This window comes from Trinickia sp. Z7 (genome assembly GCF_056498045.1).
Genome location: NZ_JAUEQW010000007.1, coordinates 224,827 through 246,690, shown reverse-complemented (window position 1 = coordinate 246,690; position 21,864 = coordinate 224,827). Strand labels below are relative to the sequence as shown.

General features: G+C 64.5%; 16 protein-coding genes. 11 read left to right on the top strand and 5 right to left on the bottom strand.

Going from position 1 to position 21,864, the window contains the following annotated elements:
• Positions 1-48: 48 nt before the first annotated feature.
• Entirely contained in the window at positions 49-1,431 is a 1,383-nt protein-coding gene (locus QQS38_RS15060; RefSeq protein WP_479646165.1) for an MFS transporter, read from the top strand.
• Positions 1,432-1,446: 15 nt separating this feature from the next.
• Here the strand turns inward: QQS38_RS15060 and QQS38_RS15055 are convergent, their stop codons facing one another.
• A complete protein-coding gene (locus QQS38_RS15055) occupies positions 1,447-3,084 on the bottom strand; it encodes a GMC family oxidoreductase (protein WP_479646164.1) in 1,638 nt (545 codons plus the stop codon).
• A 283-nt stretch (positions 3,085-3,367) separates the two neighbouring features.
• Here QQS38_RS15055 and QQS38_RS15050 point away from each other — a divergent pair, with 283 nt between their 5' ends.
• Together QQS38_RS15050 and QQS38_RS15045 are read left to right on the top strand one after the other, a co-directional pair.
• Positions 3,368-4,363, top strand: coding sequence for an AAA family ATPase (locus QQS38_RS15050; RefSeq protein WP_479646205.1), 996 nt, complete (start codon positions 3,368-3,370; stop codon positions 4,361-4,363).
• Positions 4,360-6,081, top strand: coding sequence for a cobaltochelatase CobT-related protein (locus QQS38_RS15045; protein WP_479646163.1), 1,722 nt, complete (start codon positions 4,360-4,362; stop codon positions 6,079-6,081). The genes QQS38_RS15050 and QQS38_RS15045 overlap by 4 nt, the downstream gene beginning before the upstream one ends.
• 61 nt (positions 6,082-6,142) lie before the next feature.
• Here QQS38_RS15045 and pta read toward each other — a convergent pair whose 3' ends face one another.
• The 3 genes from pta to QQS38_RS15030 all read right to left on the bottom strand — a co-directional run bounded on the left by pta (position 6,143) and on the right by QQS38_RS15030 (position 9,574).
• Positions 6,143-7,183 (bottom strand): phosphate acetyltransferase, encoded by a 1,041-nt coding sequence (gene pta / locus QQS38_RS15040; RefSeq protein WP_479646162.1) that lies wholly within the window; start codon positions 7,181-7,183, stop codon positions 6,143-6,145.
• A gap of 7 nt (positions 7,184-7,190) precedes the next feature.
• Positions 7,191-9,008, bottom strand: a complete 1,818-nt coding sequence (gene xsc, locus QQS38_RS15035) for a sulfoacetaldehyde acetyltransferase (protein WP_479646161.1) — start codon at positions 9,006-9,008, stop codon at positions 7,191-7,193.
• 161 nt (positions 9,009-9,169) lie between these two features.
• The gene (locus QQS38_RS15030) at positions 9,170-9,574 is read right to left on the bottom strand and encodes a nuclear transport factor 2 family protein (protein WP_479646160.1); all 405 of its coding nucleotides are present in this window, start codon (positions 9,572-9,574) and stop codon (positions 9,170-9,172) included.
• Positions 9,575-9,926: 352 nt separating this feature from the next.
• Here QQS38_RS15030 and QQS38_RS15025 point away from each other — a divergent pair, with 352 nt between their 5' ends.
• From QQS38_RS15025 to QQS38_RS15015, 3 genes are read left to right on the top strand one after another with little or no spacing between them, the layout of a single operon-like run.
• Entirely contained in the window at positions 9,927-10,787 is an 861-nt protein-coding gene (locus tag QQS38_RS15025; RefSeq protein WP_479646159.1) for an ABC transporter permease, read from the top strand.
• Between the two features lie 21 nt (positions 10,788-10,808).
• The gene (locus QQS38_RS15020; protein WP_479646158.1) at positions 10,809-11,831 is read left to right on the top strand and encodes a taurine ABC transporter substrate-binding protein; all 1,023 of its coding nucleotides are present in this window, start codon (positions 10,809-10,811) and stop codon (positions 11,829-11,831) included.
• A gap of 28 nt (positions 11,832-11,859) precedes the next feature.
• A complete protein-coding gene (locus tag QQS38_RS15015; RefSeq protein ID WP_479646157.1) occupies positions 11,860-12,597 on the top strand; it encodes an ABC transporter ATP-binding protein in 738 nt (245 codons plus the stop codon).
• A gap of 92 nt (positions 12,598-12,689) precedes the next feature.
• Here the strand turns inward: QQS38_RS15015 and QQS38_RS15010 are convergent, their stop codons facing one another.
• Positions 12,690-13,502 carry an IclR family transcriptional regulator gene (locus tag QQS38_RS15010; protein WP_479646156.1) on the bottom strand — a complete coding sequence of 271 codons (813 nt, stop codon included), beginning with the start codon at positions 13,500-13,502 and terminating at the stop codon, positions 12,690-12,692.
• Positions 13,503-13,953: 451 nt separating this feature from the next.
• Between QQS38_RS15010 and QQS38_RS15005 the strand changes: the two genes are divergently transcribed.
• The 5 genes from QQS38_RS15005 to QQS38_RS14985 all read left to right on the top strand — a co-directional run bounded on the left by QQS38_RS15005 (position 13,954) and on the right by QQS38_RS14985 (position 21,842).
• Positions 13,954-15,369 carry an NAD(P)/FAD-dependent oxidoreductase gene (locus QQS38_RS15005; protein ID WP_479646155.1) on the top strand — a complete coding sequence of 472 codons (1,416 nt, stop codon included), beginning with the start codon at positions 13,954-13,956 and terminating at the stop codon, positions 15,367-15,369.
• A 218-nt stretch (positions 15,370-15,587) separates the two neighbouring features.
• Positions 15,588-17,015, top strand: coding sequence for an amino acid permease (locus QQS38_RS15000; RefSeq protein WP_479646154.1), 1,428 nt, complete (start codon positions 15,588-15,590; stop codon positions 17,013-17,015).
• A gap of 136 nt (positions 17,016-17,151) precedes the next feature.
• Positions 17,152-20,112, top strand: a complete 2,961-nt coding sequence (locus QQS38_RS14995) for a molybdopterin oxidoreductase family protein (RefSeq protein ID WP_479646153.1) — start codon at positions 17,152-17,154, stop codon at positions 20,110-20,112.
• A complete protein-coding gene (locus QQS38_RS14990) occupies positions 20,109-20,846 on the top strand; it encodes a 4Fe-4S dicluster domain-containing protein (RefSeq protein WP_479646152.1) in 738 nt (245 codons plus the stop codon). The genes QQS38_RS14995 and QQS38_RS14990 overlap by 4 nt, the downstream gene beginning before the upstream one ends.
• Positions 20,847-20,891: 45 nt before the next feature.
• On the top strand, positions 20,892-21,842 hold the full coding sequence (locus QQS38_RS14985; RefSeq protein ID WP_479646151.1) for a dimethyl sulfoxide reductase anchor subunit family protein: 951 nt from the start codon (positions 20,892-20,894) through the stop codon (positions 21,840-21,842).
• Positions 21,843-21,864 lie beyond the last annotated feature (22 nt).

Below are 21,864 nucleotides of genomic sequence, written 5' to 3'. Positions count from 1 at the left end.
AGTACGGACATCGCATTTCCCAAGAAAGAGACGGTAGGAGACATCGACATGAAACAACGTGCGCAGCGCGTGAAGACGCGCCACATCATTTTGGCCGTCATGTGCCTCATGTATTTCATCTCGTACATCGACCGCGTGAACATCGCGGTCGCAGGCCCGCTGATACGCCACGAGATGGGCCTGACCACGGTGCAGCTCGGTCTCGTTTTTTCGGCGTTCGCTTATCCCTATGCGGCGATGCAGATCATTGGCGGCTGCCTGTCGGACAAATTCGGGCCGAAAATAGTGCTCACCGTGCTCTCGCTGATTTGGGGCGTGGCCACGCTGGCGACGGGTTTCGCCGGCAGTGTGGCCACCCTGGTCGCGCTGCGCTTCATGCTCGGCATCGGCGAAGGCGGGGCGTTCCCCTCCGCGACGCGTGCGTTCACCTACTGGATGCCCGTGCGCGAGCGCGGCTTCGCACAAGGCATCACGCACAGCTTCGCGCGTCTGGGCGGGGCCGTGACGCCGCCGCTCGTGCTTGCCGTCGTCGTCGCGGGCGGTTGGCGTGATGCGTTCATCTTGCTGGGTATCGCGAGCCTTGCGTGGACCGTGCTCTATTTGTTCGTCTTCACGAACACGCCTGAACAGAATCGTCGCATCACGCAGGAGGAAACCGCCGAAATCGGCTATCGAAGCGGCGATTGCGAGCGAGCCAAGCGCGCGCCTACGCCGTGGCGCAAGCTGATCCGGCGCATGTGGCTCGTGACGTTCGTCGACTTTTGTTACGGCTGGCTGTTGTGGGTCTACTTGACGTGGCTGCCGTCGTACCTGAAGGAATCGCGCGGCTTCGATCTGAAGCATCTCGCGCTGTTCACCGCATTGCCGCTGCTCGCCGGGGTGGTGGGCGACACGTTGGGCGGCGTGGTGTCGGACCGCATTTACAAGAGCACGGGGCGCTTGCGCCTTGCACGCTGCTCGGTGCTCGTCGTTGGCATGGGCGGTTCGCTCGCATTCTTGGTGCCGATGATTTCAGTCGCCGATCCCATGACGGCGGTTTGGCTGCTCACCGGGTCGTTCTTCTTTCTGGAGATCACGAATCCGGTGCTTTGGACCCTGCCGCTCGACATCGCCGGCAAGTATGCCGGGACCGCGGGCGGGATGATGAACACCGGGTTCGGCATTGCGGGGATGATTTCTCCGGTGGCGTTCGGCTATCTGATCGAACACACCGGCAGCTACAACGCGCCGTTCATGGTGTCGGCCGGTTTGCTCGCATTGGGCTTGGTCGCCGCGTTGTTCATCGACACCGCGCGCACCGTGGAAGCCGACGAGGAGCGCGAGCGCAGCGAGGGGCCGGCGCCGCGCGGCGCCTTCGCCTTTCTCGATGCCGCGCCGGCCGTGCGGCTCGAACGCCATTCGCTGCGTCGGCCGCTGCGCTGGTGGCGCTGAGTGCGCGCGGCCGCGTCACACGCCGGCGGCAGCCGGTTCGCGCTGCAAGAGCGCCGGCGTCGCGCGGTCTTCGAGGATCATATCGGCTGCCTTCTCCGCGATCATGATGACCGGTGCATTGGTGTTGCCCGACACGAGCTCGGGCATGATCGACGCATCGACGACGCGCAAGCGGGCGATCCCGCGCACGCGCAGCCGCTCGTCCACGACGGCGAGCGGGTCGTTGCCCATTTTGCAGGTGCACGCCGGATGGTAGATCGACTGACTGAACTGGCGGGCGGCATCGAGCAATTCGGCGTCGCTGCGATAGTGCGCGCCTGGGGTGAATTCGGACACGATATGCGGCGCGAGCGAGGGCGCGGCAGCGATGCGGCGCGCGACTTTGATCCCGCCGACGACGACCGGGTGATCGCGCTCGTCGGACAAATAGTTGGCGTGGATCAGCGGATAGCGCAGCGGATCGGGCGAGACGATTTCGATATGGCCGCGGCTGAACGGCCGCAGTTGGCATACCGACGCCGTAAAGGCGGAAAACCGATGAGCGCCGTGTCCGGGCTTGTCCGCGCTGAGCGGCTGCATGTGAAATTGGATGTCGGGCCGATCGACGTCGGGGCGCGAGCGCGTGAAGATCGCGACCTGGCTTGCGGCAAGCGTCAGCGGGCCGGTACGCCACAGCGCGTACTGCATGCCGATCCACGCTTTGCGCAGCGGGTGATTGACTTCGTCGTTGAGCGTGCGTTCACGTGTGCGGTACACGAGCCGAACTTGCAGATGATCTTGCAGATTTCGGCCGACACCAGGCAGATCGAGCACGACCGGCACGCCGGAGCGTTGCAGCACGCTGGCCGGGCCGATGCCCGAGTGCTGCAGAAGCTGCGGCGAGCCGATCGCGCCGGAGGCGAGAATCACTTCGGCGCGCGCGCACACGAACTTGCGCTCGCCGCCTTGCAGGTATTCGACGCCGATCGCGCGCTTGCCCGCGAAGCGCACGCGGCAGGCCTGGGCATGCGTGAGAACGCGCAAATTGCGGCGCCCGCGCGCCGGTTTCAGAAAGCCTTTCGCAGTGCTCCAGCGAAAGCCCCTGTGGGCCGTCTGCTGGAAGTAGCCGACGCCTTCCTGACTGGCGCCGTTGTAGTCGGGATTGAAAGGGATGCCGATCTCCTGAGCGGCAGCGATGAAGTGATCGGCGATGGGGCGGCGCAATCTCAGGTCGGACACTTTCAACGGTCCGCCCACGCCGTGATAGGCGTTCGCGCCGCGTTCCTGATCTTCGGATTTCTTGAAGTAGGGCAGCACTTCGGCGTAGCTCCAGCCGCGGTTGCCCAGTTCGGCCCAGCGGTCGTAGTCTTCGCGCTGTCCGCGCACATAGAGCAGGCCGTTGAGCGAACTGGATCCGCCGAGCACTTTGCCGCGCGGCCAATCGATGCTGCGGCCGGCGAGATTGGCGTCGGGCTCGGTGCGAAAGCACCAGTCGAGCTCGGGATCGTGCATGGTCTTGAAGTAGCCCACCGGCACGTGAATCCAAGGGTTGGTGTCCGCGCCCCCGGCTTCGAGCAACAGGACGGTATTGCGCGGATCGGCGCTCAGGCGATTGGCCAATACGCACCCCGCCGATCCCGCACCGACGATGACATAGTCGACTTCCGGTTCCATGAAAGGGTCTCCTGACAGCCCCTGCGAGGCGGCGCAAGTGCGCGCCGCATAAGGGTCGCCTCACTGTCGCGGATGGCGCGAGACGGCGCAAGACTCACCCGCGTTGGGCGGACCAAACTGAAACGGAAAGTATCGATTCGGGATCAAAAGCGACGGACGCTGCGCCGCGCGCGGCGCTGTACCCACCGAAACGGCGCCACTGGCGCTATTCCCGGCCCGGACGCGGGCGATACGATGCGGTTCGAGGCCTGAACGGCTTGGCGGCAAGGAGAAAGCGGTGACGATGGATTTCATGCAGGACAGGCCCGATCGGATGGTATCGGTGCGCGAGTGCTTCGGCATCGACACGAGTTTGATGGCGCCTATGTTCGCCGAGCGCGACGATCACGTGCCCGATGTCGATCCGGCCTACCGTTTCAACCCGGAGGTCACGCTTGCGATTCTGGCGGGCTTCATGCGCAATCGACGCGTGATGGTGCAGGGTCTGCACGGCACCGGTAAATCGACTCACATCGAGCAAGTCGCCGCGCGGCTGAACTGGCCCTGCGTACGCGTGAACCTCGATGGTCACATCAGCCGGCTGGACCTGGTCGGCAAGGATGCCATCGTCGTGCGCGAGGACCGGCAGATCACCGAGTTCCAAGAGGGCATCGTGCCATGGGCGCTGCAGCGGCCCGTTGCGTTGATCTTCGACGAATACGATGCGGGGCGGCCCGATGTCATGTTCGTGATACAGCGCATCCTCGAGCGCGACGGCAGTTTCACGCTGCTCGATCAGAATCGCGTGATTCGTCCGCATCCGTACTTCCGGCTATTTGCCACGTCCAATACCGTAGGCCTCGGCAACTTGAACGGGCTGTACCACGGCACGCAGATGCTCAACCACGCGCAGATGGACCGCTGGAACGTCGTCGCGAAGCTGAGCTATTTGCCGCCCGAGCAGGAGGCCGACATCGTGCTGGCTCGTGTGCCGGAGATGGACGATGTGGCAGGTCGCGTGCGCGTCGAGCAGATGGTCGCGATGGCGGCGCTCACGCGCCGAGGTTTCGCGGCGGGCGATCTGTCGACGCTGATGTCGCCGCGCACGGTGATCAACTGGGCGGAGAACTGCCAAATTTTCCGCGACCCGGAACTCGCATTTCGCCTAACGTTCCTGAATAAATGCGACGAATCGGAGCGTCCAGTCGTCGGCGAGTACTATCAGCGCTGCTTCGGCCTCGAATTGTGCGATGCGGGGCACGAGGCCGAAGCGGGCGGCGGCGCGTCCAAGTCCCTATGATGGCGCCAGCGCTTGAGACAGAGTGCGCCGCGGTGCGCCGCGAAGGGTTGTGTGCGGCCGTCGCCCGCGCGCTCACGGGCGATGCCGCTTTGCATTATCGAAGCGGACGCTTGTGCCGGCTGGTGCGGCCGTTGCCGTTGCACGCGCCGCATCTGCGCAGCGACGCGACGCAAGACGACTTCGCTTCGCTGCGAGGCGCAGCCGATTGCGCGGCGATGCGGCTCATGCATTCGGATGCGGCGTTGCATCGGTCGTTATCGCCCGAGCCGTACGTGGAGCGCTTGCTGTTCGAAATATTCGAGCAGATTCGCTGCGAGGCCCAGCCTGCGCCAGGCATGCACGGGCTCGCGCGCAACCTGCGCGATCGCTTCGAGTCATGGTCGCGCGGCTATTGCAGGGCGGGCCTTGCAGACGATCACCTCGGCATTCTCGTCTATACGGTCGTGCAAATTGCCTGGTCGCGCGTGACGGGCTGGCCCGTGCTAGCCGAAACCGAGGGTCTCATCGAGGCCACGCGCGCAGGCATCGCGCCGCAGATCGGCACGGACTTGGCGGGGTTGCGCCGGAATCATTTCGATCAACGTGCCTATGCACGGCATGCTCGCGAGTTGGCGTGTCGGATCGCATCGATGCTCGCGTGCGCGCGCGCCAGGTTCGCCGATAGCGGCGACGATGAACGAAAACCCGACGACGCGTTGAGCGCGTTCTCGCGATGGGTGGACTTCGACGAATCGCATGAGGCCGGCGCCGAAAGCGCGGCGGCGGGCGCAAGCCGAGGCTTGGATCCGTCGGCGCAGGGTTACCGGGCATACACGACGCAGTTCGACCGCGAGGTCCGTGCCGGAGCGCTCGCGCGGCGGCTGCTGCTGCGCGAATACCGCGAGAAGCTCGACGAGCGGATCGCGGAAAGCGGCATCAACAGCGCGCGCATTGCGCGCGTGTTGCAAGCAGCGCTCGCCGTCCCGCGCAGGGACGGCTGGTCGTTCGGCGAGGAAGACGGACGCATCGACGGACGCCGTTTGGCGCAGGTCGTCAGCTCGCCCGGGGAGCGGCGCGTGTTCGTGCAAGAGCGGGTGCGCCCGCACGGCGATTGCGCGATCGGCTTTCTGATCGATTGCTCGGCATCGATGAAGGCACAGATCGAAACCGTTGCGACGCTGGTCGATAGCCTCGTGCGCGCGAGCGAGCAAGCCGGGCTTGCGACCGAAGCGCTCGGTTTCACGACCGGCGCATGGAACGGCGGGCGGGCGCGGCTTCAGTGGCTCGCGTGCGCGCGGCCGTCGCATCCGGGGCGCCTGAACGAGCTTTGCCACATGGTGTTCAAGAGCGCGAACGATAGTTGGCGGCGGGCGCGCACCGACATCGCAGCACTGTTCAAGGCGGATCTGTTTCGAGAGGGCGTCGACGGGGAGGCCGTCGAGTGGGCATGCGCGCGGCTGGCCGCGCTGCCGGTCACGCGGCGCATCCTCGTCGTGATTTCCGATGGCAGCCCGATGGATGCGGCGACCGCCCAGGCCAACCACGCTTCCTACCTCGATGCGCATCTGAATGACGTGCTTTTGCGCCACGAAACGCTGCGCGACGTGGACGTGGTGGGGTTGGGCATCGGGCGCGACCTCAGCGCTTACTACCGGCATTGCGCAAGGTTGGACCCGGAAGCGCCGCTCGATACGAAGCGGCTCGTCGGGTTGGCGCGGTGGATTGGAGCGAGGCGCTAGACGTCGTTATCGTCGAAGCCGACCTAGCCGACCTTGCCGTCGGCCAAGCGGCGGCTCGGCCTCACGCGGCGTGAGGTTCCTGCGAGGGATGGGCGCGGCGCGCGTGCGCGGCTTGCGCTTGCACTGCGGTCACGGCGATGACGTAATAGATGTCCTCGCTGCTGCACCCGCGCGACAGATCGTTGGCCGGGTAATTCAACCCTTGTAGCAGCGGGCCGATCGCCTTGGCGCCGCCGATTCGTTCAGCGAGCTTGTAGCCGATATTGCCGGCGTCGAGATTCGGGAAGACGAGCACGTTCGCGTGGCCGCCCACCTGCGAGTGCTCGATTTTGCGTTCGGCGATTTCGGCGACGATCGCGGCGTCGAGCTGGACGTCGCCGTCGATGGCCAGGCTCGGGCGCAGCGATTTCACCCGTTGCGTCGCCTCGATCACCTTGTCCACATGCGCGTGATGCGCGCTGCCGCTCGTGGAAAACGACAGCATCGCCACCCGCGGCTCCTCCATCAGCAAACTGCGCGCGCTGTCGGCTGCGGCCATGGCGATTTGCGCGAGCTGCTCGGCGTCGGGATCGACGACGAGCGCGCAATCGGAGAACACGAGTCCACCCTTGTAGCGATGAAACGGCTCGCACAGCATCATCAGGAAGAAACTCGACACGAGCTTGAACGACGGCTCGAGGCCGATCAACTGAATCGCCGTGCGCACGACGTCGGCCGTGGTATTGACCGCGCCCGCCACCGAGCCGTCGGCATAACCCTCGCGCACCATCAAAGCGGAAAAGACGAGCGGCTTGAGCACTTCCCGTTGCGCCAGCTCGTGCGTCATGCCCTTGCCGCCCCGAAGCGCGACCAGGGTGTCGACGAACGGCGCGCGCCAATCGGATGTGGCCGGATCGACGAGGGCGATGTCGCCGAGCGCGAGCGATTCGCGCTTGGCGGCCGCGCGAATGCGGCCGGGGTCGCCCACCAGCACGACGCGCGCGATGCCTTCGCGGCTGGCGCGCACCGCGGCGGCCAGCACGCGTGGATCATCGGCCTCGCACAGCACGATACGCATGGGCGACATGCGCGCCGCTTCGATGATGCGGTTAAGGGCTTTCATGGCGCGATCAGACGTAGTCCTTGTACTTGTCGAGCAGACGCACCGGCTTGGACAAGGCGTCGCGACGGAAGGGATCGCCCAGTTCGCGCGTGCACATGATTTCGATGATCGTGGTCTTGCCTTCGTTCATCTGCATGTCGATCGCGCGTTTGAGCGCAGGCCCCACGTCCTCCAACTGATCGACGACGATGCCCTGCGCCCCCATCGCGCGTGCGATCGCCGCGAAGCTTTGATTGTCGAGCTCGCCCGCCACGAAGCGGCGGTTGTAGAAATCGACTTGGTTCTTCTTCTCGGCACCCCATTGCCGGTTGTGGAAGACGACGGCCGTCACGGGAATTCCATGGCGCACGCAGGTCATCGTCTCCATGAGGCTCATGCCCCACGCGCCGTCTCCGGCGTATGACACGGCAGGGCGATGCGGCGCCGCGACCTTGGCGCCGATGATCGTCGGGAAGGCATAGCCGCAATTGCCCCAGCTCATCGCCGCAAAGAAGCTGCGCGGCTTGTTGAAGCGCAGGTAGCTGTTCGCGACCGAATTGATGTTGCCGATGTCGGTCGACACCATGACATCCTCGGGCATAGCTTTCTCGAGCTCGCGCAGCACTTGCCGTGGATGCAGATAGTGCCCGCCGTTGAACGTGCGCTCGTGCTTTTGCTCCTCGATCATGTCGAGGCTGTAGGGGTCGATCTCGTGCGTCCAGCCGTCGAGTTCTTTTTCCCACGCCGCCTTCTCGGTGGCGATTTGATCGGCGCGCTCGCTGCGCGTGGCGTCGCACGCGAGTTCGCGACCGGCCAGCCGCTGCGTGAGTGCGATCGCCGAAGCCTTGGCGTCGCCGCAGATGCCCACCGAGATCTTCTTCACGAGACCGAGCATCTTGTGGTCGGCGTCGATTTGAATGATCTTCGCCTCTTTCGGCCAATAGTCCATGCCGTGCTGGGGCAGGGTGCCGAACGGGCCGAGGCGCGAGCCGAGCGCAATCACCACGTCGGCGCGCGAGAGCAGCTTCATGGCCGCTTTCGAGCCCTGATAACCGAGCGGACCGCACCAGAGCGGATGGTTCGCCGGGAACGAGTCGTTGTGCAAGTAGCTGTTGACGACCGGCGCGCCCAAGCGCTCGGCCAGCGCCTCGCAAGCTTGAACCGCATCGGCCATGACCACGCCGCCGCCGGAGATGATGACCGGGAACTTGGCGTGCGCGATCAGATCGGCCGCCTCGTTCAAGCTTTCGTCGCCGCCCGGGCCGCGATCGAGCTTGCGCGGCTGCGGAATCTCGACCTTGATCTTGCCGTAAAAGTAGTCGCGCGGGATGTTGAGCTGAGTCGGACCCATCTCGGCTTGCGCGCGATCGAAGCAGCGCGCGGTGAATTCGGCCATCCGCGCCGGATGCGTGACATGGCCCTGGTACTTCGTGAATTCCTGGAACATCGGCAACTGATTCGCTTCCTGAAAGCCGCCCAGGCCAATGCCCATCGTCCCCGCTTCGGGCGTGACGATCACGACGGGGCTGTGCGCCCAATAGGCGGCCGCGATCGCGGTTACGCAGTTGCTGATGCCGGGGCCGTTCTGGCCGATCACGACGCCATGTCGGCCCGATACGCGCGCATAACCGTCCGCCATATGGCCCGCGCCCTGCTCGTGCACGACGGGGATCAGGCGTATGCCGGCCGGCGCGAAGATGTCCATCGCGTCCATGAACGCCGAGCCCATGATGCCGAACATGTCGGTCACGCCATTGGCCGCGAGCGTTTCGACGAACGCTTCGGAGGGGGTCATCTCTTGCGGGCCGCTGGCCGTCGTATGCTTGGAAGTGGATTGGTCGCTCATCAGTGTCTCCGGTCCTCGGTTAACGAAACGCTTGGTGTCCGATGCTATTCAGCGGTCGAGTCGGGTCAAGCCATTCCGTCTGCCGACGACGAATTTGGAATGGAATGAAATGATTCGTTTCAAAAGACGCGCGATGCATCCGGCAACGCGCGCTCTGCGGCTCATGCGGGCTGCTTCGGGCATTCTTTACGGAATGCCCGTTTGACCGCGATCAGCCCATCGCGGAATTCGAACAAGTCGCAGCCTTCGGCTTCGATGCGCCAGCCGTCCCTGTGCGTGCCCGTAAATACCCACTCGGACACGCCGCGCTCGCCGGCGACGTAATGCCGGCCGTGGCCCCAATGCGCGTCGGGGAAAGCGCTGAATACCGCTTCGAACGCCGCGCGCACGGCGGCGCGGCCGACGAAGCGGGTTCCGTGCACATCGGGGCCTGCCGCGGCGTCGAACACGCAGTCCTCGGTCATGAATCCCATCAGCGCGTTCGCATCGTGCCGGTTGAACGCGTCGGAAAACGCGATGAGCGTGTCGGCCGTCACGGCGCAAGGGGCGAGAGGCGTGTCTGTCATACATATCTCCTGAACAATGAGCTGGCCGGGTCTCGCAGGAAGGCAAGCCGCGGCATGATTTATCGACACGTTAATGGGCGCGCGCATGCGCCGGTAGCGCCAGTTTCCCGGTTTCGCTTGGGCCAGAGACGAGCGACGATCGAAGGGCGGCGGGCCTGCGCGCTGGACCCATCGGATCTCTTCGCCTGGCACTACCGGCGCGCTTATTGATTGACAATGCTTGACTAAACGGGCGAGCTATCTCCTGTTTGTCGTACGCGCATCGCGACGCCGATGCGATAGCTGCAGCGAGGTGCGTGCCGGATTGCTGCGCGCACCGTAGGCGCCCCATGTAGAACCGAAGGAGACGGCAGTGAGAGCGAGAGCACTACCCGAACAGGGCAAGACGATCAAACGGCCCGCCGGGCCGCCGCGCGAGTCGCGCATCAAGCTTCGCCTCGTTCATGCGAGCATGAAATCATATGGGCTGACGGCCGCCGTGCTGGCGGTGGCGGTGCTGCTTTGGCAGGCGGTCTCGATGGCGGGTGTGTTCCCCGCCTTCGCACTGCCTTCGCCGGTGGCGGTATGGCGCGCGTTCGTCGACATCGTGCGCGAGGGTTACGGCGGGCAGTCGCTCATCGGCGACATCTTGATCAGTTGTTTTCGCATCGTCATCGGATTCGTCGGCGCGGTGGCGATCGGCGTGCCCGTCGGTCTCTTGATGTCGCGCAACAAGATCGTGAACGACATCATCGACCCGTTGCTGCAGTTCGTGCGGCCCGTGCCGCCGCTCGCCTACATCCCGCTGCTCGTCGTCTGGTTCGGCATTGGCGAGTTGCCCAAGGCGATTCTGATTCTCGTCGGCACGATTCCGGTCATCATCATTGGGACCATGTCCGGTGTCAAAAGCACGCCGCCGCTGCGCATCGCGGTCGCGCGCACGCTGGGCGCCACGAACGCGCAAATCTTCCGAAGAGTCGTTCTGCCTTCGGCGTTGCCGGAGATTTTCACCGCGATGCGCGTGGGGATCGGCGTCGCCTGGACCTGTCTCGTCGCGGCCGAACTGATCGCCGCCAGCAGCGGCCTTGGCTGGCTCGTGCAGTTCGCGGGGCAAGCGTTGCAAGTGAGTGTGGTCATCGTGGGCATCGTCATCATCGGGGTGATCGGCTATGCCATGGAATTGGTCATACGCAAAGTCGAAAACTGGGTCGTGCCTTGGCGCGGGCATGACTGATTCCACTCATCGAGGAGACGAATGATGAAAACGAAACACGGGATGGGAGCGGTTGCCGCGGCGTTGCTCGCTGCCGGCTATTTGGCGGGCGGCGCGGCTTACGCGCAAAGCAAGCCCGAGGTCGTGATCGGCTATGAGGACAACGGCGCCGATCCGTACATGGTGTCGATGGCCGAGCATCTGTTCGAACGCCATATGAACGCGGACGTGCAGTACAAGCTCTTCAGTTCGGGGCCGGCGGCCATGAGCGCGCTGGCGTCCAACAGTCTGACGTTCATGTGCGGGATCGGCATTCCGCCGCTCGTGACGGCGATCGCTCAAGGCTTGCCGATGACGATCGTCTATAACCAGGAGCGCTACACCAACGCGGCGGGCATCGTGGTCAAGCCCGAAAGCGGAATTCACGATGTGGCGGGATTGCAGGGCAAGAAGATCGCGATCGTCGCCGGCTCCCAGGCGTCGTTCGAATTGGCGACGTTTCTCGCTCAAGCGCACGTGCCGTATTCGGCCGTGACGCAAATCAACATGGCGCCGCCGCAAATGCGCACGTCGTGGGTGACGGGAGCGATCGATGCGGCCATCGTTTGGGACCCGGTATTCAGCGCACTGCGCGCGGCGGGCGGAAAGGCGATCAAAACCGACGGCGATCTACCGCGCGAGGCGTCCAGCTACAACGTCTGCATCGCCAACGCCGAGTGGGCCAAGGCCCATCCGGAGTTGACCGCCGGCTTCGTGGCCGCGCTCGACGAAGGCTATCAAGTGACGCAGGCGCATCGCGATCGCGCGCTGGCCGAGATGGCGCGGCAAACGGGCGTGACCGTTGCGGTCGCGCAAAGCGAATTGGCGGGCTACGAGCTGTTTTCCGGTGCGGATCAGACCACGGCGAAGGTCATGGGATCCGGCGCGGGCGTGAAGACATCGGCCACTTACCAGACCTTGGTCAACACCGCGAAGGTGCTCAACACGATCGGGCGTATTCAGTCCGTGCCGGCAACGTTCGATGCGAACGTTGCGCCGCAGTATTCGCAATCGCTTGCCCACTGAGCGCAACGCAGCGCTGTAGGAGACGGACGTGAACATCGTCATCGATTCGCTGTACAAGACGTTCGGCGCGACCTCGGCGCTCGAGAACATCAATCTGCAGTTTCAAGGCGGTGAATTCGTCACCGTGCTCGGCGCCTCGGGCTGCGGCAAGACGACCTTGCTGCATCTGCTCGCCGGGCTCACCTCTCCTTCGAGCGGCAACATCTACATCGACGGCGAGGCCAAGAGCGCGCCCGGGGCCGACCGCGTCGTCGTCTTCCAGCAGGCCGGGTTGCTGCCCTGGCTGAGCGTGGAGCAGAACATCGAGTTCGGCCTTTCCCTGCACGGCGTGCCGAAGGCGCAACGCCGGCAGGCCTCGGCCGAGATCTTGCGCACGATCGGCCTAGAGGCGTTCGGGCACCACAAGACCTATGAGTTATCGGGCGGCATGCAGCAGCGCGTGGCGATCGCGCGTGCGCTCGTCATGAAGCCGAAAGTCTTGCTGATGGACGAGCCTTTCGGCGCGTTGGACGCGCAAACGCGCACGGCCATGCAGCGGTTCCTGACGCAGCTATGGGAGCAATTGCATTGCACGATCGTATTCATCACGCACGACATCGACGAAGCGGTCTTTCTCGGCACGCGCCTCGTGGTGTTGTCGTCGCGGCCGGGACGCGTCGCGCTCGATGTGCCCATCGAGTTGGATCGGCCGCGCACGCCGGAAACCGCTTTCGAGCCGCATTTCCTGGCGCTTAAAAAGCGTGCGATGGACATCTTGGCGCATTGAACGGCAACGCGGGAGAAGTAGGGATGTACGGCTGACGCCGAGCAGCGCCCCGTACCCCGCACCGTCTGCGCCTGGCTGCGCATGTTGGGCCGCTAAGCGCGGCTCACATGCAGCAGCGGCGCGAGGCCGCTGGCGGCTTGCTTCATCTGCGGCACGGCTTTGAGCAGATCGTCCAGCGTCGCCCGCGCGGTAGGCGCATGAACGGCCAGCGACGCCAGCACGTGGCCGTCGTCCGCATCTCTCACGGGCACCGCGACGGCCACCATGCCGCGCACGAACTCCTCGTTGTCGATGCCGACGCCGCGCGCGCCGAGGCGATCGAGCTCGGCGGCGAGCGTTCTCGGATCGGTGAGCGTGCGGTGCGTCATCCTCTTGAGCGTCAGGCGCGCGAGCATGGCATTGCGCTCGAGCAGCGTCATTTGCGAAAGAAACAGCTTGCCGCTCGCCGTGCAATGCAACGGCACGCGCATGCCGGGGCGCATTTCGAGCCGTAGCGGCTCGGCGGTCTCGACGCGCTCCACGTACAGCACCGCGTCGTTATCGAGCGCGGTCAGATTGCAGGTTTCGCCGAGCACTTCGACGAGCGCGCGCAGCACCGACCGGCAGCCACGCGTGAAGGTGTTGTTCGACAGCGTCGCCAACGCGAACTGAGCCGCGTGCGGGCCGAGCGCGATCGCGCGGTCGTGACCGCGGGAATCGGGCATGTGCATGACGTAGCCGCGCGACTCCAAGGCTTCGATCATTCGCAGCAGCGTGGCCTTCGGGATACGCAGGCGCGCGGACAGTTGCGACAGCGTATAGGGCTGTCCCGCGGCCGCCAGCGCTTCGAGCACGGCGAGTGCGCGCAGCACCCGGGCATCTTCGGCGGGCGTGGTGTCGGGCGATGTGGAGGCGATGTCGGACATACGTATCGGTTCGCCGAGGTCGACGAAAGGAATGAACCGTTTTGTACCATTTCATAGCGTGCGGCATGAAATTGCGGCTGCCTATGCTGGTTTATGCCGATACGGCACGCGGCGCGTTCGACCGTGGCGAGCGAGCGCCTCGTCTCGCCGGCATCGTGTGGAGTGCGCACGGCGTCCCTGGTCCAAGCGAATCTACGCCACTGGTTCTACCTGCGCGAAATTGGCCTGCCTACACTTTCTTCGACGGATCGCCGCATCGACAGCGCTGCGCGCGAACGAGTAGAAAGAACGATCAGGAGATAGAGATGGGCAACAGGCATTTCGCAGGGATCGAGGGCGCGGCAAGCCTGCCCGGCGCGACCGATCACGAAGGCGGACCGAGCACGGCGGCCGCGCGCGCGAAGCGGGCGCCAGTGTGCGTCGTACGGTTCAATCCTTAGGAGTCCTCATCATGGAATACAGCTCAGTCGAGCGGGCGGCGAGCGGTTTTACTCCGGACGCGGCCAGCGACCGGCGCTACGATCCGAAGTACGATCCGCTCGTGTCGCCGGGGCCGGGCCACGGCAAGGACTATGCGCCGACGTACTGGGTCGCGACCGCCGGCGCGGCGCCGGCCGACGATGGCCCGATCTCGAAGGATATCGACGTCGATGTCGCGATCATCGGTGGGGGCTATACCGGGCTCGCGACAGCGTTGTGCCTGGCGCGCGAGCATGGCATCAAGGCAGTCGTGCTCGAAGCCAATCGCACGAGCTGGGGCTGCAGCAGCCGCAACGGCGGGCAAGCGCAAAACGCCTCGGGCCGCCTGTCGCGCTCGCAATGGATCGAGCGCTGGGGTAAAGGCGTCGCGCTCAAGATGCATGAAGAGATTCTCGAAGGCTTCGCGCACTTCAAGTCGCTCGTGGCCGAGATCGATTGCGATCCGCAACCGGGCGGGCACTTTCTCATCGCGCATCGTCCCCGCATGATGGAAAAGCTAGCCGCCGAAGCGAAGGTCTGGAAGGACGTGTTCGGCTACCCCTCGGAGTTGCTGAGCGCGCAAACGTTCCGCCGCGAATTCGTCGACGATCACGAGGCGGCGGGCGCACTGCACGAGCCCGAAGGGATCGGCATTCACGCGCTCAAGCTTGCGTTCGGGTACTTGAGACTTGCGCGAGCGGCCGGCGCACGCGTGCATACGAGCAGCCCCGTGACCGGTTGGGAGACGATCGGCGGCGTGCATCATCTGCATACGCCGGGCGGCGTGGTGCGCGCGCGCTCCGTGGGCATTGCAACGGGCGCCTATACGGCGCAGACGTTGCACCCGGCGCTGCGCAGCAAGGTGATGCCGATTCTGTCGAACTCCATGGTCACGCGCGTGCTCACCGACGCCGAAATCGCCGCGTGCAACTTTCGCACGACGCAGGTGCTGACCGATACGCGCACGCTGCGGTTCTATTATCGGTTTCTGCCCGATCGGCGCCTGCAGATCGGCAGCCGCAGCGCGATCACGGGCGAGGACGCACCGAACCCGCGCCATCTGGATCTGCTCAAGGAAGGCATGGCGCGCAAGTTTCCGGCATTGCGCGGCGTCGATATCGACTACTCGTGGTGGGGCTGGGTCGATGTGAGCCACGACATGATGCCGCGCGTGTGCCAGCCCGATCCCAAGCAGTCGGTCTACTATGCGCTCGGCTACGGCGGCAACGGGGTGTCGTATTCGCAGCAAGCCGGGCGAAGGCTGGCCGAGCGCATTGCGGGCAAGAGCGCGCACCAGACGCTGCCGATTTTCACGAGCCCGCTGCCGGGCCATCCGTTTGCGCCGTTCCGCAGAATCGGCCAACGCATACTCTATTTTCAATACTTCAGGCGCGACGAACGGGCGTAACCCACGCGCGGCTGCCGCCGCGATTGCCGTCGTGCAGGCCCGGCCGATGGTAGGCCGGGCATCGCAGCGCCTCTTACGACAGCAGTGAATCCCATCCATGCGGCGCGGCGCACGGACGCCTTTTGCGCGTGCGTTCGAAGGCGCTCGCGATTTCGCCCGCAATTGCCTCTTGGTATTTACGCCTCGTCAGCGGTTAAATCACTAGATATGGAGAAGACATGCAACCCTCGTTGGATAACAGCACCCTAAAATGCGGGCTCAAGCAGCGTCATATGACGATGATTGCGCTTGGCGGCGTGATTGGAGCAGGGCTCTTCGTGGGCAGCGGGGTCGTGATTCAGCAAACGGGCCCCGCCGCGATTCTCTCGTTCCTGATCACGGGCGTGCTCGTCGTGCTCGTCATGCGCATGCTCGGCGAGATGGCGTGCGCGATGCCCGCCGTCGGGTCCTTCTACGAATATGCCCGGCTCGCATTCGCGAACCAGCGTGGGCCGGGCAGGCTCGCCGGGTTCATGACCGGTTGGATGTACTGGTACTTCTGGGTCATCGTGGTGGCGCTCGAGGCGGTGGCGGGCGCCAAGCTCGTGCAGTTCTGGCTGCCCGACACGCCCGCTTGGCTCATCAGCCTCGTTCTGCTCGTCGTGCTCACGGCGACGAACCTGATTTCGGTCAGCAGTTACGGCGAGTTCGAGTTTTGGTTTTCGTCGATCAAGGTCGGGGCGATCATCGTCTTCCTGTTCCTCGGCGGCCTCTATGTGCTCGGTTTGTGGCCGGCGTCGCTGCACACGAGCGCCGTGCTGCCGACGTTGCTCGGTCATGGCGGATTCATGCCGCTCGGCATCGGGCCCGTATTGAGCGGGGCGGTGGCGGCCACGGGTTTTTACTTCGGGGCGGAGATCGTGACCATCGCGGCGGCTGAAGCGCAAGAGCCGGCGCGGGCGGTGGCCAAGGCCACCAACTCGGTGATCACGCGCGTGCTCGTGTTCTACGTAGGTTCGGTTGCGCTCGTGGTCGCACTCGTGCCGTGGAATTCGGCCCGCATGGCAACGCCCTATGTCAGCGCGTTGCAGGTGATGGGATTGCCCGCGGCCGCGCACGTCATGAATGCGATCGTGCTGACCGCCGTGCTCTCGGCGCTCAATTCGGGGCTCTATGCGGCATCGCGCATGCTGTTTGCCTTGACGCGCAACGGCGACGCGCCCGCGTCGCTCGCGAAGGTCAACCGGCGCGGTGTGCCGGTGCGCGCGATCTTGCTCGGCACGCTGTTCGGCTACGTATCGGTCGTCATGTCGTACGTCTCGCCCGATACGGTGTTCGCATTTCTCGTCGACTCGTACGGGACCGTCGCGATTTTCGTCTACGTGTTGATCGCGTTTTCCCAACTGCGCTTGCGCAGCCGGCTCGATCGCGCTCAGGCGAGCCGCCTTCGCGTGAAGATGTGGGGCTTCCCTTATCTCACTTGGCTTTCGATCGCCGGCATGATCGGGATCCTGATCGCCATGGCGTTCATACCCGATCAACGTAAGCCGCTCTGGCTCGGGGTCGTGAGCCTGGGCATGCTGCTGCTCGCCTACGCGCTGTTCGTGCGTCGACGCCGCGAGCGTGTCGTCGACGAGCACGAGTTGGCCTCCTATCCTCCTCGATGAACTATCGCTTCGGCCGATAGTTTCGATCATCGAATACAACTTTTTGCCGGCCGCGGACGCACCTACCATAGCCATATCCCACTGCGGGTGCTGCCTCATCGAGGCCGCGCGCCGCATTGCTGAGTGAGGGAGCACGATGGATCATCACGCCCGGACGCAAAACGAGAAGCTCGAGTTCAAGACGACGACGTGCTACATGTGCGCCTGCCGTTGTGGCATTCGCGTGCATTTGCGCGACGGCGAAGTGCGTTACATCGACGGCAACCCCGAGCACCCGCTCAACCAGGGGGTGATTTGCGCCAAGGGCGCATCGGGCATCATGAAGCAGTATTCGCCCGCGCGGCTCACGCAGCCGTTGATGCGCAAGGCGGGCGCCGAGCGGGGCGAAGCCCGGTTCGAGCCGGTATCGTGGGAGGTCGCGTTCGACGTGCTGGAGAAACGGCTTTCGCATTTGCGCGCGACCGATCCGAAACAGTTCGCGCTCTTCACGGGCCGCGACCAGATGCAAGCGCTCACGGGCTTGTTCGCCAAGCAGTTCGGCACGCCGAATTACGCGGCCCATGGCGGTTTTTGCTCGGCCAATATGGCGGCCGGGATGATCTACACGATGGGCGGCTCGTTTTGGGAATTCGGCGGCCCCGATCTCGATCAGGCCAAGCTCTTCTTCATGATCGGCACTGCCGAAGATCATCATTCGAATCCGTTGAAGATCGCGTTGTCGAAGTTCAAGCGGGCAGGGGGGCGCTTCATCGCCATCAACCCCGTGCGAACCGGGTACGCCGCGATTGCGGACGAATGGGTCCCGATTCGTCCCGGCACCGACGGCGCGCTGTTCATGGCGTTGATCCGCGAGTTGATCGAACAGAACGCCTACGATCGCGCGTTCGTCGAACGGTTCTCGAACGCGGCCGAACTCGTCGATTTGCGCGAAGACCGCGATACCTTCGGGTTGTTCGTGCGCGACCCGAACGCGCCCGAAGTCAACGCGCTCTATCCGCAGAATCACCTGTGGTGGGATACGCGCACCGATCGCGCCGTGCTGCATCACACCGAGGGCGCGCGACCCGCGCTCGAGGGCCGTTATGCGCTCGAGGACGGCACGCCCGTTGCACCGTCGTTCACGCTGCTGCGCGAGCAGGTTGCCCACTGCACCCCGCAATGGGCGGAGCAGATCACCGGCATCGCGGCTGCAACGATCGTGCGGATCGCACGCGAGATGGCGACGGTCGCGCGCGAGCAGCGCATCGTGTTGCCGGTCCAGTGGACCGATTCGTGGGGCAAGACGCACGATACGGTGGAGGGTGCGCCGGTTGCGTTCCATGCGATGCGTGGCCTGGCGGCGCATTCGAACGGGTTTCAAACGATCCGCGCGATGGCCGTGTTGATGTCGCTGCTCGGCACCATCGACCGGCCGGGCGGCTTTCGGCACAAGTCGCCGTATCCGCGCGCGGCGCCGCCTTCGGCGAAACCGCCCAACGATCCGGCGTCGATCAAGCCCAATACCCCGCTTGCCGCGGGGCCGCTGGGCTGGCCCGCTTCGCCCGCGGATCTGTTCGTGCACGAGGACGGTTCGCCCGCGCGCATCGACAAAGCATTTTCATGGGAGTACCCGCTGGCCGTGCATGGCCTCATGCATTCGGTGATCACGAACGCTTGGCGCGGCGATCCTTATCCGATCGACACGTTGCTGATCTTCATGGCGAACATGGCGTGGAATTCGTCGATGAATCCGGGGCAAGTGCGCGAGATGCTCGTCGATAAGCGCGAGGACGGCCAATACAAGATTCCGTTCCTCGTGGTGTGCGATGCGTTTCAGTCGGAGATGACCGCATTTGCGGATTTGATTCTGCCCGACACGACCTATCTCGAGCGGCACGATGTGATGTCGATGCTCGACCGGCCGATCTCGGAGTTCGACGGGCCCGTCGATTCGGTGCGGGTGCCGGTCGTGCCGCCGACGGGCGAGTGCAAGCCGTTCCAGGAAGTGCTGATCGAACTGGCGAGCCGTTTGAAATTGCCCGCGTTCACGACGCCGGAGGGCAAGCGCAAGTTCCGCGACTATCCGGACTTCATCGTCAATTTCCAGACGGCGCCCGGTTCCGGCACGGGTTTTCTGATCGGCTGGCGCGGCAAGGATGGCGAGAAGGCGGTCGTCGGCGAGCCCAATCCGAAGCAGTGGGAGCAGTATGCGAGCAACAACTGCGTGTACCACCACAGGTTGCCCGAAGCGCTGCAGTACATGCGCAATTGCAATGGCCCGTATATGCAGTGGGCGGTCGACAACGGCATGCGCAAGTTCGGTTTGCCGATCGTCATCCAACTCTATTCGGAGGTGATGCAGACGTTTCGCCTCGCGGCGCAGGGTAAGACGAGCGGGCGGCAGCCGCCCGATCATTTGCGCGAGCGGATCGTGCGTCATTTCGATCCGCTGCCGTTCTGGTATCCCCCGCTCGAATTCGATGCGACCGATCTGGGCCGTTATCCACTCGCGGCGATCACGCAGCGGCCGATGGCGATGTATCACTCATGGGATTCTCAGAATGCGTGGCTGCGGCAGATTCACGGTGAAAACCATTTATTCGTCAATCCCGCGACGGCCGCTGCAGCCGGGATCGACGACGATGGCTGGATCTACGTCGAATCGCCGTGGGGCAAGGTGCGTTGCCGCGCACGCTACAGCGAGGCGGTCGAGCCCGGCACCGTTTGGACCTGGAATGCGATCGGCAAGGCGGCCGGCGCGTGGAATTTGGCGCCTGGCGCCGGGGAGTCTCAACGCGGCTTCTTGCTGAACCACGTGATCACCGACGAGTTGCCGAGCGACATGCGGGCCGGGGAGCGGATCTCGAACTCCGATCCCATCACCGGGCAGGCCGGTTGGTACGACGTGCGCGTGCGTATCTATCGCGCCGAAGCCGATGCCGCGACGACGCTGCCGCAATTCGAGCCGATGCAGCCGTTGCCCGGTTCGACGCACGTGCTTCAGCGCATACAGGCGTATTTCGCCGGCAAGGGCGAGTTCGCGGCGAGACTTCGCCGCAATCCGACAACGAGCGAATCGCCGCGCGAGGCCGCGCATCCAGAAGGAGACCGATCATGACGCAGATGGCGCTTGTCATCGACCTGAACGTTTGCGTGGGGTGCCACGCTTGCGTGACGAGTTGCAAAGAGTGGAACACGTCCGGCGAGGCGGGCAGTCTTGCCGATGTTCGCCCCTATGACGACGATCCGTCCGGGACGTTCTTCAATCGCGTGCAGACGTATGAAGCAGGCGTATTCCCGATGACCGACACGATCCACTTCCCGAAATCGTGCCTGCATTGCGAGGATCCGCCGTGCGTGCCCGTCTGCCCGACGGGCGCGAGCTATAAGCGCAAGTCCGACGGCATCGTGCTGGTCGACTACGACAAGTGCATCGGCTGCAAGTACTGCGCATGGGCTTGTCCCTATGGCGCGCGAGAGCTCGACGAAGGTCGCAAGGAGATGACCAAATGCACGTTGTGCGTGGATCGCATCGACAATGAAGCATTGCCGGAGCGCGATCGCAAGCCGGCGTGCGTGTTGGCCTGCCCGACTTCGGCACGCTTGTTCGGCGATATCCACGATCCTCAGTCGGAGGTCTCGCGCGCGATCAGCGAGCGTGGCGGCTATCAGCTCATGCCGGAATGGGATACGAAGCCGTCGAACCATTACTTGCCGCGCGTCACCACCGCGCCTTCATGCGGCTGCGGCAGCACTTGCGGCGGCGCGGCGTCCGGCGCGCAACAGGCATCGCTCGAAACGAAACTCGAACGCGGCGAAATCGCGCTTGCCGCACTGGCCGTGCAGCGTTGAGGTTCACGCGCTCATTCAATTCAAACAGCATCGACGGAGCGCCCCATGCGGCCCGCCTTCTCAGTTATTTTTCTCACGACGCTTTGCGGTGCGGCGCAAGGCCTGCTGCTGACCCTCGTCGGGCTCGAAGCCACTGCGCGCTTTGCCGCGGGCGTGACCGTGCCTTCGGCGTTCTATGTCGTCGGCGCTGCGCTCGCGGTCGTGCTTGGCGCACTTGGCCTGCTTGCATCGTTTTTTCACCTCGGACACCCCGAACGAGCCTGGCGCGCGATCGCCATGTGGCGCACGTCGTGGCTCTCGCGCGAATGCATCGCACTGCCGGCGTTTCTATCGCTTGCGACGGTGTACGGCGTCGCGCACTGGCTAGGATGGGGCGATACGCTTGCAATCGGTTTGGCCGCCGCCGTGGCGAGCATCGTCTTGTTCGTTTGCACCGCGATGATCTATGCCTGCTTGCGCTTCCTGCAGGAATGGGCGAGTCCGCTTACGCTCGTGAACTTCATCCTGCTCGGCTGCGCTTCCGGTTGCACGTTGGCAACGGCGTGCGCGGCGTGGCTGGCGCCGGCGCTCGTCGTCCTGCTCGCGCCCTGCGCATGTGTGTTGACGCTCGCCGGTTGCGCGAGCCGCTTGGCCTCGCTCGCGCGTAATGCGCGCCTGAAGCCGAAATCGACCGTGCAGAGCGCAACCGGAATTCGTCACGGCAAAGTCGAGCAGAAGTCGCGCGGCTTCACGGCGAGTGCGTTCAACACGCGTGAGTTCTTTCATGGACAGAGCGCCGGTGCGCTGCAGACGATCAAGGCTGGGTTCGTGACGGCCGCGTTCGCGGCGCCGTTCGTGCTGACCGGCGCGGGTGCGCTCGCGCCCAGATCGAGCGCAGCGGCGCTCGTGTTGGGCGCCGCGTTCGTGGTGCAGTATTTGGGGCTCATCGCGGAGCGTTGGTTCTTCTTCGCCGATGCGGCGCATCCGCAGAACATCTACTATCAGCGCGCGTCATAGCGAAGCGCGTAGGTGTGCGCGC